This window comes from Thermosynechococcus sp. Uc (assembly GCF_029335995.1).
In the GTDB taxonomy this organism is placed as follows: domain Bacteria; phylum Cyanobacteriota; class Cyanobacteriia; order Thermosynechococcales; family Thermosynechococcaceae; genus Thermosynechococcus.
In genome coordinates, this window is sequence record NZ_JARJMS020000009.1 from 18,695 (window position 1) to 31,624 (window position 12,930).

The following is a 12,930-nucleotide window of genomic DNA, read 5'->3' on the forward strand; positions in this document are numbered from 1 at the left end:
TATAGATTCAGTGCCTCTTCTAGGTATGGAAGAAGAAGGCGGTGCCAAGAATTCCATAGGTGGCCAACAGCAGTGCCCCTTCTAGCCAATTGGAGCGGCCATCCAAACTAATCACATTGGCAATCACGACTGCAATAATCACCGTCACCACTTCAAAAAGACTGAAGTTCAAATCCATCGGCTGACCAATGAATTGGCCAATGAGTACAAGAACAGGTGCTACTAAGAGCGCCACTAAGAGGGATGAACCCAGGGCGATGGAAACGGACAAATCCATGTTGTTTTTCAGGGCAACCCCCACCGCGGTGACATACTCTGCTGCACCGCCCACCAACGGTAGAAGGATCACTCCGGTAAACAGCGGTGTTAGACCCAAATCCGCCGTGGCTGCTTCAACGGCACCGACAAAGATTTCCGACTCAAAGGCCACCCCAATCGTGGCAATCATCAGTACGGTGATCCACAGGGGGAGGCTCGGTCTCTTTTCATCTCCTAGTTCCACTTGACTGACATCGTAGAGATAGCTGTGAGTTTTCAAAGAAAAGAGTAACGTTAAACCGTAAACAAGTATAAGAATGATAGCTGCCACCACCGACATTTTAGAAATCGCTGCCTGCGGCACACTGGTGGAGGTATAAATCACCATTGCTGGCAAAAGAATGGCCGCGATCGCCACCGTCATCGAGGAAGCATTGACCCGTGCCACCACTGGAGCAAAGGATTGCTCTTTGTAGCGAATGCCCCCCAGCAGCATAGACAACCCCATCACCAGCAAAAGGTTTGCCATGAGGGTTCCCGTAATACTGGCTTTGACAATATCCACTAAACCTGCTCGCAGCGCCACAATGGCAATAATCAGTTCCGTGGCATTGCCAAAGAGAGCATTCAATAGGCCACCGATCGTCGGCCCTGTGGCGAGTGCCACCTCCTCTGTTGCTGTGCTCAACCAAATCGCCAAGGGGACGATCGCCAGTGCTGCCAAAATAAAGACTGTGAGGGCGCCCCATTCTAGTTTTTCAGCAGCAAAAGAGAGGGGAATAAACACCAAAAAACCAATTGCAACTAGTCGCTTCACGGGCGCACCCCTGACAGGATGAAAGGAGAAAAATCTCCTCTATCCTAGCCTGCGGTTTGCGCGTTCCATTCCCAGCGGCGAGAAATAGGATTGGTGGCTAGCCACTGCGGAGGATAACGCGCTGATTTTGGCGCGCCACAAGGGAGAGGGTGAGGGGGCCAGCAGTATAAACGGAGGTGGGCGTAACTGCGCTAATATCAATTGTCCCTTGGTGATCCTTAAGGTCAAGGACAAATTTTACCAGTTCAATTTGGCGAAAGGAGCCAACACTACCAGTGACGGGATCTGGGAGCACACCGGAGGCGATCGCCCGCTGATTACTCACCGTAAACAACTGATCCAACCGCTGCAAAATTTGCTCATCGGTCATCTGGCTCGGATCCAAGGAAATCGTAGCCAGATTCTCACCTTCGCGGAAAACCTGCTGATTGCGTGCCACCTGGGGCACCACGAGAATATTCCTTTCCCCCTGTAGATAGTTGGCCGCCGCTAGGATACGCACCACATAGGGCTGACCGTCACTAATTTGGCTGCGCAGGCGGTTCACGTCTTCAGTGGTAATTTGAATCACCTGATCTGTCGGTTTGACATTTTGGGGATGATTAAGAACAATGGCATTGCGACGTGCCTCTCGGAGCAATTCTTCAATCACTTGGGTGGCTTGATCCGGATCTTTGACATTTTGAATCACAGCAGAGGCTAAAACCTGCCCTGTACGAATGGCAATCGTCCCGCGTCTTAGTCCTAGTAATAGGATGCTCACGTTCTCCTCAAGGCGTTGGCGACTGGCCTCAAGGGCAGCAATTTCCTTTTGGAGGCGGCGCTGTTGATTCCGTAGTACCTGCTGCTGCTGATTGGCCACGGCCAGTTGATCCTGAATGCGATCAATCTCTGCTTGGAGACGATCTTTTTGACCTTCAACCTCGGCAAGGCGCTGTTGAGCCGCGCGAATGGCAGTTTCTAGGGCTGCTTTTTGGCCAGCCACGTTTTCGAGGCGGCTTTGAATCGCCTGTCGTTCCCGTTGCAAACGCTGAATTTCTTGCCGCAGGCGCGCTCCTTGGATTTCAAAGTTCTCAAGTTCTGTTTGGGCTTGGGTGTAGCGGTCTTGGAGTTGCTTCAGTTCTGCTTCCGTCAGGGTTTGGCGATTGACGGCCTGCTCTAAAATTTGGTTGGTTTGACTGAGGCGTTGGCGGATGTTGGCCAGTTCAATTTGCGATTGCGCAAGTTCCGCTTCAATTTTATCCTTTTGGGCACGGGTTTCCGCTAGTTCTTGTTCGGCAGCCGCCTGTTGACGGCGAATCGTATCAATGCGCAGCACACCATCGCGCAATTCACGGCTGAGGGCAAAGAGGATGGCAAGGGTTGAGGCAGAAATTAAGCTTCCCGTGAGGATTGTAATCAGGACAGCCGTCTGTCGAGGCCGCAAATTAAACCAACTCAATCGGGCTTTGCCCACTTTGGAGCCAAGGCGATCGCCCACCGTCGCGATCGCGCCTCCAAGAATAATCACGGCCAAGACCAAAACATACCCAGCCATATTTCGGGTACTGTTGCCACTCCCCAACTATACTTTCTACAGTATGTGCCGATGCTGCCCCCTATAACGATCTGGGCAAATACACCGATGCCAAAAATTGCTACTTGGAACGTCAACTCAATTCGCACTCGTCTTGACCATGTGTGCCAATGGTTGGATAGCACTGGGGTGGATTATCTTTGTCTTCAGGAGACTAAAGTCACAGATGCTGAGTTTCCGCGTCAGCCCTTTCTGGATCGTGGGTATCAAGTTTATTGTAGTGGTCAAAAGGCCTATAACGGGGTGGCCATTCTCAGTCGTCAGCCCCTTGCGGGAGTAGCAGCAGGCTTTGCACCCCAATTGCCAGGCCACAGTGAGTTGGATACGCAAAAACGACTCATTCGCGCCCAATTAGCCCCTGATGTAATCCTGGTGACTGTCTATATTCCCAACGGCGGCGAGTACGACAGTGAAAAATACCACTACAAGCTGCACTGGTTAAAAATCCTCCATGTCTATCTCGATCAGCTCACCGCCCAAGGGGATGTAATTCTCTGTGGTGATTTTAATATTGCCCCTGAAGATAAAGACCTCTTTGATGCTAGCGATCGCGCCACAAAAGTAGGGGCGACCGATGCCGAACGAGAGCTTCTTGCGGCCATTCGCGACCTCGGCTTCCACGATGCTTTTCGGAACTTTACCGACGCGCCAGGCCACTACTCTTGGTGGGATTATCGGGCGGGTGCCTTTCGTCGCAATCATGGCTGGCGCATTGATCACCTCTACATTACCCCCGGCGTCAAAGCCCGTGCCTGTGGTTGTCACATTGATATTGCCCCTCGGCGCTTACCCAAACCCAGTGACCATGCACCTGTAATTCTAGAGATTGAATAGGGGCTGTACGGTGGGTTGACGCAGCCACTCGGTTAAACTCTGAACCCCTTGGCCGTAGGTAAGATCAAAGGTCAGCGGTGTGATACTGATTAGGTTTTGGGCAATGGCTTCCACATCCGTGGGCGCTTGATTGGGTTCTTGGGGATATTCTTCAACCACTTCACCTGCAAGCCAGTAGTAGGTTTTGCCACGGGGGTCAATGCGCTTTTGGAAAAGGTCATGGTAGCGGCGAATCCCCTGCCGTGTAATGACAACGCCAGCAATTTCACTAGCAGGTAGGGCAGGCACATTCACGTTGAGGAGCATCTTTGGAGGAAGGGGGGCTGCTTCGAGTGCCTTGAGGAGACGACTGGCAAAGTCAGCGGCCGGCTGAAAGTCATGGACTGTGAAACTGGTGAGGCTAATGGCAATACTGGGAATTCCCTCAATGACTCCTTCCATAGCAGCAGATACCGTGCCGGAGTAAAGAATATCCGTGCCAAGGTTGGAGCCTTGGTTAATCCCAGAAACGACAAAATCTGGGGGTTCCTCGAGGAGGGCACCAAGGGCTAATTTCACACAGTCGGAGGGGGTGCCGGAGCAGGCCCACGCCTTAATACTGGGGTGAAAGCGATCGCTGACAACTTCTGCGCGAATCGGATCAAAAACGGTGAGGCTATGCCCTGTAGCAGAGCGTTCGCGATCGGGGCACACAACCACAACTTCATGGCCAGCGATCGCCAGCGTGTCTGCCAACGCACGAATTCCAGGGGCAAAGACCCCATCATCATTGGCAATGAGTAACCGCATTTTCCGCCCCCTGAATCGTAAAGTATTGGCCAAACATTACAGTTGATTGCAAATTGCAGCACACTCCCTGAGAAATGTTAACCTCTAAAAGGGTCAAGCGGCGCACTGCGTGACCCACCCTGCTAAACAGTGTGAACATACCATTCCTGACATGACCACTGTTGGGGATTGACAGGAGTTATGAAACACCTACTGAACCATCAGTTGAAGGAGAACATTGTGTCTGTGCATCAAAGTCATCCGCTACTCCGTGAAGACCTCAGCGAATACGTTGCCCATTTGCAACTGCACATGGCACTCCAAGCGCGTAATTTAGTGCCTGCCCTGAAACACACTGGCGACAGCCGCGAGCAACTTCTCCATCAAACCCAAGCCAACTTTGAGAAGCACGTTTCCCGTCAAAGCTATTTTGGTTAAGACAGTATTCCTTTGTTCTTAAAAATCAAACCTACAATCCTTAGGCAGCAGTTATCGGGCTGCCTTTTGCGTTGATTAGAGTAGTTTTGGTATTCGTTGCAGTCGTAATATCGCACCACTTTGAGCAGTGCCACCGCGCATCTTATTCATGAACGCGAAGCCTCATATTCCCAGTTTCCCAAAGGCAGGGTGTAGGCTTTTTCTGAGAATCACCCGATTTGTAAACGTAGGGCACAGGCCAAAAGTTGGCCTGAACAATTTCAACCCCAAACCCACAGGCAAAAATAACCTAGGGTACTGCAAAGGCAAACGTTCCTAGTAGTAGGCGAAAGCGCCGCCTCCCTCTTTGATCACAGGATTGGGAAGCTACGATTTAATTTCGAAGCAATAAATCGCTAGTTGCGTTCACGAACGATCGCAACAGAGTACACTAGGGACGATATTACTGATTTGTAACACTCTTGCTAGCGTTCTCAGGAGGTTTTATGGCACGGACAGAGTCCACGATGCTTGCCCTTGGTACTATCGCTCCCGATTTTCAACTGCCCGATGTGGTGAGTGGCCAAACAATTTCCCTCAGCACCTTTGCCGACAAGAAGGCGCTACTGGTGATGTTTATTTGTCGCCACTGCCCCTACGTAAAACACGTTCAAGAGGAACTGGCAAAGCTGGGGCGCGACTACAAAGACACGGACTTAGGCATTGTTGCTATTAGTGCCAATGACGCTGCCAACTATCCCGATGATGCTCCAGAGTCCTTGAAGGCGATGGCCACAGAACTGGGATTTACATTTCCTCTTTGTTACGACGAGAGCCAAGAAACAGCCAAAGCTTACACAGCAGCCTGTACACCCGACTTTTTCCTCTTTGATGGCGATCGCAAACTCGTGTATCGCGGTCAACTCGATGACAGTCGTCCCCAAAATGGCCTACCCGTCACTGGAAAAGACTTGCGTGCTGCCATTGATGCGGTCTTAGCCGGTCAAACCCCCAGCGAAGATCAAAAACCCAGCCTCGGTTGTAATATCAAATGGAAACCGGGGAATGAACCCGCCTATTACGGCTAAAGTTGGAAAGTTTAGATAATGGCACTTTTATTGCCCCTTCTCAGTCATTAGCCTACTGTAATCAATGCCAATGGGTTTGGCTGTGTTGACGCGATTTGTTTTTAGGTGTGAGCAGTGAATAATCAACTTTTTTCGCCAGTGCGGCTGCAGCCAATGGGGGCTGCCCTGAAAACGGTAGCAGTGGCAATGGCAACTGTAGCAATTGCCGTCGGTTCTTTAGGTTCTAGCCGTGGTCAAGAAGCCCCCACGCCCCCTGAAAACCAACCTGCGGAAACTCCTCCGGCACCTCCTCCTGTGAGTCAGCCCCCCGCCGACGAACCCCAAGTGCTGATTGCTGAAGTGGTGGTTGAAGGAGCTACTCCTGAACTGGAGCAGCTGGTGTATCAGGTCATTAGCACTCGACCCGGCAGTACCACCACTCGCACGCAACTGCAACAGGATACCAACGCCATCTTTGCCACGGGCTTTTTTGCCGATGTCAATGCTGTTCCCAGCGATACTCCCCTTGGTGTGCGAATTACATTTGTCGTACGTCCCTATCCGGTACTGCGAGCTGTTCAAGTGGCTGGCAACCAAGTCCTCAGCCAAGAAAAAGTCAATGAGATCTTTGCACCACAAATTGGTCGGAGGCTGAACTTGCGAGAGCTACAGTCCGGCATTGAGAAAATCAATACATTTTATAAAGAGAATGGCTACATCTTGGGGCAAGTGGTCGGTACCCCCCAAGTAGATCCCGATGGGGTCGTGACATTGCAGGTGGCTGAGGGGGTTGTTGAACAGGTCACCTATCGCTTTCTCAATAAAGATGGGGAATCAACAAAACAGCGTACCCGTGACTTTGTCATTAGCCGTGAAATGGACACGCAACCCGGTGTTGTTCTCAACCAAAATACCGTGCAAGCAGATTTGCGCCGCCTCTTTGAATTGGGGCTATTTGAGGATGTACAAGTTGCCCTTGAACCGGGTCAAGATCCGCGCAAAGTGAATTTGATTCTCAATATTAAAGAGCGCAATACCGGCAGTATTTCCGCTGGGGCGGGTTATAGTTCTGCCTCAGGTCTGTTTGGGACAGTGGCATTCCAGCAAAATAACCTCTTTGGCCGCAACTGGAAATTTAGTGTTGAAGCCCAAGGAGGAACTGAAGGGGAATTTCTCTTTGACATTAACTTTACCGATCCTTGGATTAAAGGAGATCCCTACCGCACTTCCTATACCGTCAGTGCCTTTAACCGCTTAAATGTGCCGTTCACCTTTAGTAATGGTCCAATCAATGTGCCCTTAGCCAATGGCGATTTGCCCCGCATTAACCGTTTGGGATCTGCAATCTTCTTTACCCGTCCATTTACCAAGGATCGGGATTTGATTCGCACCGCTTGGACCGGTTCCCTTGGTCTGCAATATCAGCGGGTGACATCCATGGATGGCTCCTTTAATCAAACAGCCACAGATATTCAGGGCAACTGTTTGACCTTTCCAGAGAATGGTGTGTGCCGGGGTTTCAATGACCTGTTTACGGTACAGGCAGCGATTCTGCGAGACTTGCGCAATGATCCTTTACGTCCAACCAGTGGCCAAGTGATTCGTTTGGGGGTGGATCAATCGATTCCCATTGGAGCGGGGAGCATTTTATTCAACCGAGTGCGCGGAAGTTACAGCTTCTATATCCCGGTGAAGTTTCTGCGGATTGAGGGGCCGCAAACCTTTGCCTTCAATATCCAAGCGGGCAACATTTTTGGCGATTTGCCCCCCTATGAATCTTTTACGATTGGAGGGGCTAACTCGGTGCGCGGTTGGGAAGAAGGGGCAATCGGCTCCGGGCGCGCGTTTGTTCAAGGAACGGTTGAGTATCGCTTCCCGATTTTTAACATCGTTGGCGGGGCGCTTTTTGTGGATGGGGCGAGTTTGCTCGGTACCCAACGCAGTGTTCCCGGTCAGCCAGGGATTGTGCGTGGTAAACCTGGAGAAGGTTTAGGCTATGGCGCAGGGCTGCGGGTGAATACGCCCTTGGGGAATATCCGCATTGACTTTGGCTGGAACAATGAAGGGGGCAGCGCTTTCAGCTTTGGCATTGGTGAACGCTTTTAGGAGAAAGTTGAATGATCACAGCCTCTGTAGCAACCCCATTGGCGGCGGCAACTCAACAGACTCTTGGAGGGGTTGCCCAATGGTCAGGGGTCGGCTTGCATTCAGGTCAACCGGTTGAGGTTACCCTGCGGCCAGCACCCGTCAATACAGGACGCCAGTTTGTGCGCCTTGATTTAGAAGGACAGCCCGTAATTCCAGCTCAGATTGAGGCGGTAAAATCCACTCAGTTGGCTACAGAGTTAGTTGCTCATGGTGCCAGTGTGCGCACGGTTGAACATCTTCTAGCAGCGCTAGCGATCGCGGGTATTGATAATGTCACGATTGAGATAACAGGTGCTGAAGTACCGATTCTCGATGGTTCAGCGCAGTCTTGGTTAGACGGTATTCAAAGGGTAGGTATTGTCCCTCAGGAGGTTCCCCGGCCGGCAGTCACCTTGAGCGAGCCTATCACTGTTTATGAAGGAGAAGCCTTTGTCAGTGCCATTCCTGCTCCTGAGCTGCGTCTTACCTACGGCATTGACTTTCCCTATACAGCCATTGGTCGGCAGTGGTGTAGCTTTATCCCTTCCGAGCTAGCGGCGGCCGTTGCACCCGCCCGCACGTTTGGTCTTGCTGAACAGGTGGAGTATCTCCGCAGCCAAGGTCTAATTCAGGGGGGCAGTTTAGAGAATGCCCTTGTGTGCAGCAAGAGTGGCTGGGTGAACCCACCGTTGCGCTTTGCTGATGAACCAGTGCGCCATAAGTTACTGGATCTCTGGGGAGATTTAGCCTTGCTAGGAACGCCCCCCATTGCCCACTATGTAGCCTATCGGGCTAGCCATCATCTGCATACCCAGTTGGCACAGGCGATCGCCCGCCAAATGGTTTAGCAGATCGGCGGGAAGCCCCGCGCTTTTCCGAATAGGGCTTAGGCTCTAGCGGCAAGGCGGAGTGCTAATTTGCGGCGAGCGATCGCCTGAGGGCAAATCCACTCCTTCCTGACTGTTGACTCCAGCAATGCCACCAAAGTTGCACTCCTAGAGCTAGAACAAATAACTACTAGCCCTAGGGTAGCGATCCATCCACAATTGCAGGTTGCCCCTTAGACTACATTTTCAATTTCAAGTAGACTTGAAGCACCAAGGCAATCAACCAAAACGGCCACTGACGTAATCCGCTGTTTTCTGCTCTACTGGCTTGGTGAAGATAGACATCGTGTCGTTGAACTCTACCAATTCCCCAAGATACATAAATGCAGTAAATTGGGATACCCGAATGGCCTGTTGCATGTTGTGGGTAACAATCAGGATCGTCACCTGATCCTTCAGTTCTACAATTAAGTTTTCAATGTTAACAGTGGCAATGGGGTCCAGCGCCGACGTTGGCTCATCAAACAGGATAATTTTTGGATCGGTAGCAAGGGCACGGGCAATACACAGGCGCTGCTGCTGTCCCCCTGAGAGTGAAGTTCCCGGTTCTTTTAACCGATCTTTGACTTCATCCCAGAGAGCAGCATTGCGCAGGGATCGCTCCATCACTTCATCCAGAATTGCTTTATCCTTGATACCCCGTACCCGAAGGCCATAGACAATATTTTCATAAATTGACTTAGGAAAGGGATTGGGTTTTTGGAAAACCATGCCGATTTGCATCCGCACTTCAATTGGATCCATTTCCAATAGGTTGCGCGGCTGATCTGCCCCTAGCAAAATTTGCCCCTCATAGCGGTTTCCCGGATAGAGGTCGTGCATACGATTAAAACAGCGAAGTAGGGTGGTTTTACCGCAACCTGAAGGACCAATTAGAGCCGTGACTTTTTTTTCATAAATCGGCATGTTGATATTTTTAAGGGCGTGGTTGTGACCATAGTAAAAGTTTAAGTCCCGCACTTCAGCTAGTTTTTTAAGCGGCTCTTGTTGAGTAACCACAGCTCCCTCTGTAGGCTTAACCATTGTGAATACGTCCCAAAATGCAACTTCCTAGAACTTGATACTCTTCCTAAAACGATAGCGCAAATAGATGGCGATTGAGTTCACTAGTAGTGTCAGCACCAAAAGTACAACACCAGCTGCTGCAGAATTGATCTGAAAGGCTTCCTGGGGGCGTGAAACCCAGTTAAACATTTGAATGGGCAACACAGTGAAAGGAGACCATAGCCAATTGAAAGAAATGAAGGGCGGTTCTGCCTTGATTGGTGCATCGGGCAAAAAGGTAATAAATGTTAAAGCACCAATTGTAACCAGGGGAGCAGTTTCGCCAAGGGCACGGGAAACCCCTACAATAATGCCAGTGAGTATCCCCCCCATTGAGTAGGGTAAGACGTGGTCAAAAATAGTTTGCCACCGACTGGCTCCTACTGAATAGGCGCCCTCGCGAATGCCTATAGGAATAGCGCGCAAAGACTCACGGGTAGTTACAATCACTACCGGCAAAATCAACAACGCCAGCGTACAACCAGCAGTGAGAATACTCTCGCCCCAATTGAGGATATAAACAAAGAAACCCAGCGCCAAAAGACCGTAAATAATTGAAGGAACCCCTGCCAAGTTGGTAATGTTGATCTCAATGAAATCTAAAAGCCAGTTTTTAGGAGCGTATTCCTCTAGATAAATGCCAGCGCCAATGCCAAGAGGAACAGCGACCACAATGGTTACTAAAATAACCAATAGACTCCCCACCCATGCTGTGAGAATGCCCGCTTCCTCTGGATCACTACTGGGAGGAGACGATAGAAATTTTGGGAGAAAGTTTGGGTTCAGCAGTGGCCAGCCGCGAATCAGCAGATCAGCAACTAGAACCACTAGCGTTAAAAGGGCAACCAATAGGGAAAACCAACCAAGCAAAATAAAAATCTGTTCCCAACGTTTTCGCTGCTGAATTGACTCAGCAATAGCAACTGGGTTGTGGAGAACAGCTACTAGCTTTGGGTTGTGTACCATCAGTAAACCTCACGATAACGCCGACTGAGGAAGTATCCAAGTACATTCATGAACAAGGTCGCTAAGAAGAGCATGATCCCTGCAGCAAAAATAGACTGGTACTCCAAAGAGCCGTGGGGTAAATCCCCTAGGCTGACAGAGACGATAAAGGCCGTTGTGGTTGCTGCTCCTTCCAAGGGGTTAAAAGTAAATTTTGGTTGCAAACCAGCAGCAACCGCCACAATCATTGTCTCACCCACTGCCCGCGAAAAACCCAGAATGTAGGCAGCAACGATGCCAGAAACAGCGGCTGGAATAAGAACACTGAGTGCGGTTTGAATGCGAGTAGCTCCCATAGCATAAGAGCCTTCCCGCAACTCTAGTGGCACTGCTTGAAGGGCATCTTCCACCAGACTGCAGATATAGGGAAGAACCATAAGGCCTACTGAAATCCCTGCCCCCAGCATGTTGAATCCGGGGAGTTGAAAGTAATCCCACTCCTCCCTGCCGGGGAAGAGGAACTGTTGTACCCCCAAAATGATTTTTTGCAACACTGGAGTAATCACCAGGAGAGCAAAGTAGCCATAGACAACCGTAGGAATGCCCGCCAAGATTTCCAGTATGGGCTTGAGAACCTCTCGCACTTTTGCTGGTGCAAACTCACTGAGGTAGATAGCGGCAATTGTCCCCAAGGGCACAGCAACAAAAAGAGCAACAAAGCAGGTAGTCAGTGTTCCAGACAGCAGAGGCAAAATACCAATTCCCAGCGGCTCGATCAACGGGGACCAGTCGGTGCCCGTGAAGAACTCTAGCAGTGCCTGCCAGAGGGACATCTGATCTAGCTCTATGACCTTTTCAAAGAAGATTACTGTTTCCGAGAAGAGAATATAGATAATGACAAGTGTGATCAAAACAGAGGAAATGGCTGCCAGAAATAAAACGCTGGCAATGATTCGTTCACGCCAGATTCGCGCTGTGCGCGAAGGCAGGACAAGGGGAAGATTTGTCTTGATTGAAGAAGAACCTTCTGCCATAGAAGCTGTTCCAAGCTCACTCTTTTAGACGACTAGAAAACAGGGTGCTGGCCGCTACCTGACCGAACACCCTGTTCGGCATAGCAAAACTCTGCCTCCTTACTGAAGACCGCGCTTCATCAGATCATCCAGCTTCAGACCAATGGCTTCTTTGCCGCCAAAGGCAGTACCCACTTGGTTTTTATCAAACTTGGCCAAGATTGTTTTGTAGGCACTGCCGGGCAGGGGCACATATTTTGCTTTTTTGACGATTGCTGGGCCATTGCTGAGGTAATAGGTAACAAATTGCCGCACTTCTGGCCGCTTCGCAGAGTTGGCGTTGACGTAGATAAAGATGGGGCGCGACAGCGGCTGATAGGTACCGTTAAGAACGGTTTTATCCGAGGGCATAACCGGACCTTTGCCGTTATCAATCGCTACCGCTTTAAGTTTGTTTTTGTTCTCTACATAGTAGGCATAACCAAAGTAGCCAAGAGCACCGCGATCGCGAGTAACTCCCTGCACGAGGACGTTGTCATCCTCACTGGCGGTGTAGTCTTTACGGCTAGCTTTAGCTTTACCGTTGATAGCTTCTGTAAAGTAGTCAAAGGTACCGGAGTCTGCACCTGGGCCAAAAAGTTTTAAGGGTAAATTGGGAAAGCCACTCCGAACTTGGCTCCAGTTATTGATCTTGGAATCAGGTTCCCATATTTTCTTTAGCTCTTGAACAGTGAGGGATTTGGCCCAACTGTTCTGAGGGTTGATCACCACTGTCAGGGCGTCATAGGCGACAGGCAACTCGATGTATTGAATGTTATTTTTCTTACATTCCTCAATTTCTTTGGCCAAGATCGGACGAGAGGCATTGGAAATGTCGGTTTCACCGCGGCAGAACTTCTTAAAACCACCGCCTGTCCCTGAAATGCCGACAGTGACGCGAATTTTACCGCCTTGTTGCTTTTGAAATTGTTCGGCGGCCGCTTCAGTTACAGGATAAACGGTGCTGGAGCCATCAATCCGAATAACCGGTGCACTTTGTTGAGAAAAAGCAGCAGGAACTACAGTGCTGGAGATGGCTGCAATGGCAGCGACCATCCCTAGTCGGGCAATGTTCTTGGCTGAAATAGACATAGTCATGTTTCCTAGCGGAGTAAACAACGTTTTGTCAATGCTACGG

Annotated in this window: 12 protein-coding genes; 5 read left to right on the forward strand and 7 right to left on the reverse strand. The window is 50.3% G+C overall.

All coding sequences use genetic code 11. The features are described from left to right. Positions 1-19 precede the first annotated feature (19 nt). A complete protein-coding gene (gene cax, locus P3X23_RS00760) occupies positions 20-1,075 on the reverse strand; it encodes a calcium/proton exchanger (protein ID WP_300872143.1) in 1,056 nt (351 codons plus the stop codon). A gap of 97 nt (positions 1,076-1,172) precedes the next feature. After that, positions 1,173-2,612 carry a DUF3084 domain-containing protein gene (locus P3X23_RS00765; protein ID WP_300872145.1) on the reverse strand — a complete coding sequence of 480 codons (1,440 nt, stop codon included), beginning with the start codon at positions 2,610-2,612 and terminating at the stop codon, positions 1,173-1,175. Between the two features lie 87 nt (positions 2,613-2,699). On the opposite strand from P3X23_RS00765, the gene xth reads away from it, so the two are divergent. Then, positions 2,700-3,485 (forward strand): exodeoxyribonuclease III, encoded by a 786-nt coding sequence (xth, locus tag P3X23_RS00770; RefSeq protein ID WP_300872147.1) that lies wholly within the window; start codon positions 2,700-2,702, stop codon positions 3,483-3,485. Here xth and surE read toward each other — a convergent pair. Beyond that, positions 3,471-4,274, reverse strand: a complete 804-nt coding sequence (gene surE, locus P3X23_RS00775) for a 5'/3'-nucleotidase SurE (RefSeq protein ID WP_298615173.1) — start codon at positions 4,272-4,274, stop codon at positions 3,471-3,473. The genes xth and surE overlap by 15 nt on opposite strands. Positions 4,275-4,454: 180 nt before the next feature. On the opposite strand from surE, the gene P3X23_RS00780 reads away from it, so the two are divergent. The 4 genes from P3X23_RS00780 (at position 4,455) to lpxC (ending at position 8,712) form a co-directional block, all read left to right on the forward strand. Next, positions 4,455-4,691: a hypothetical protein gene (locus tag P3X23_RS00780; protein WP_300872149.1), complete on the forward strand. Its 237-nt coding sequence runs from the start codon at positions 4,455-4,457 to the stop codon at positions 4,689-4,691. 485 nt (positions 4,692-5,176) lie between these two features. Next, the gene (locus P3X23_RS00785) at positions 5,177-5,758 is read left to right on the forward strand and encodes a thioredoxin family protein (protein ID WP_300872151.1); all 582 of its coding nucleotides are present in this window, start codon (positions 5,177-5,179) and stop codon (positions 5,756-5,758) included. Positions 5,759-5,872: 114 nt separating this feature from the next. After that, the gene (locus tag P3X23_RS00790) at positions 5,873-7,843 is read left to right on the forward strand and encodes a BamA/TamA family outer membrane protein (protein WP_300872154.1); all 1,971 of its coding nucleotides are present in this window, start codon (positions 5,873-5,875) and stop codon (positions 7,841-7,843) included. Positions 7,844-7,854: 11 nt separating this feature from the next. Continuing rightward, on the forward strand, positions 7,855-8,712 hold the full coding sequence (gene lpxC / locus P3X23_RS00795) for a UDP-3-O-acyl-N-acetylglucosamine deacetylase (RefSeq protein ID WP_300872156.1): 858 nt from the start codon (positions 7,855-7,857) through the stop codon (positions 8,710-8,712). A gap of 258 nt (positions 8,713-8,970) precedes the next feature. Here lpxC and pstB read toward each other — a convergent pair whose 3' ends face one another. From pstB to P3X23_RS00815, 4 genes are all read right to left on the reverse strand, one after another. Then, complete coding sequence (gene pstB, locus P3X23_RS00800; protein WP_300872159.1) at positions 8,971-9,774, reverse strand: phosphate ABC transporter ATP-binding protein PstB; 804 nt, start codon at positions 9,772-9,774, stop codon at positions 8,971-8,973. 27 nt (positions 9,775-9,801) lie between these two features. Continuing rightward, positions 9,802-10,761 (reverse strand): phosphate ABC transporter permease PstA, encoded by a 960-nt coding sequence (pstA, locus tag P3X23_RS00805; protein WP_300872160.1) that lies wholly within the window; start codon positions 10,759-10,761, stop codon positions 9,802-9,804. Beyond that, positions 10,761-11,774: a phosphate ABC transporter permease subunit PstC gene (pstC, locus tag P3X23_RS00810; protein ID WP_300872162.1), complete on the reverse strand. Its 1,014-nt coding sequence runs from the start codon at positions 11,772-11,774 to the stop codon at positions 10,761-10,763. Before pstC ends, pstA begins: the two co-directional genes overlap by 1 nt. A 99-nt stretch (positions 11,775-11,873) precedes the next feature. Next, on the reverse strand, positions 11,874-12,890 hold the full coding sequence (locus tag P3X23_RS00815; protein WP_367186456.1) for a PstS family phosphate ABC transporter substrate-binding protein: 1,017 nt from the start codon (positions 12,888-12,890) through the stop codon (positions 11,874-11,876). Positions 12,891-12,930 lie beyond the last annotated feature (40 nt).

Excerpts from the sequence above, each read along its gene's own strand:
- P3X23_RS00765 (WP_300872145.1), bottom strand. The coding sequence starts at position 2,612 with ATGGCTGGGTATGTTTTGGTCTTGGCCGTGATTATTCTTGGAGGCGCG.
- xth (WP_300872147.1), top strand. The coding sequence starts at position 2,700 with ATGCCAAAAATTGCTACTTGGAACGTCAACTCAATTCGCACTCGTCTT.
- surE (WP_298615173.1), bottom strand. The coding sequence starts at position 4,274 with ATGCGGTTACTCATTGCCAATGATGATGGGGTCTTTGCCCCTGGAATT.
- P3X23_RS00780 (WP_300872149.1), top strand. The coding sequence starts at position 4,455 with ATGAAACACCTACTGAACCATCAGTTGAAGGAGAACATTGTGTCTGTG.
- P3X23_RS00785 (WP_300872151.1), top strand. The coding sequence starts at position 5,177 with ATGGCACGGACAGAGTCCACGATGCTTGCCCTTGGTACTATCGCTCCC.
- lpxC (WP_300872156.1), top strand. The coding sequence starts at position 7,855 with ATGATCACAGCCTCTGTAGCAACCCCATTGGCGGCGGCAACTCAACAG.
- pstB (WP_300872159.1), bottom strand. The coding sequence starts at position 9,774 with ATGGTTAAGCCTACAGAGGGAGCTGTGGTTACTCAACAAGAGCCGCTT.
- pstA (WP_300872160.1), bottom strand. The coding sequence starts at position 10,761 with ATGGTACACAACCCAAAGCTAGTAGCTGTTCTCCACAACCCAGTTGCT.
- pstC (WP_300872162.1), bottom strand. The coding sequence starts at position 11,774 with ATGGCAGAAGGTTCTTCTTCAATCAAGACAAATCTTCCCCTTGTCCTG.
- P3X23_RS00815 (WP_367186456.1), bottom strand. The coding sequence starts at position 12,890 with ATGACTATGTCTATTTCAGCCAAGAACATTGCCCGACTAGGGATGGTC.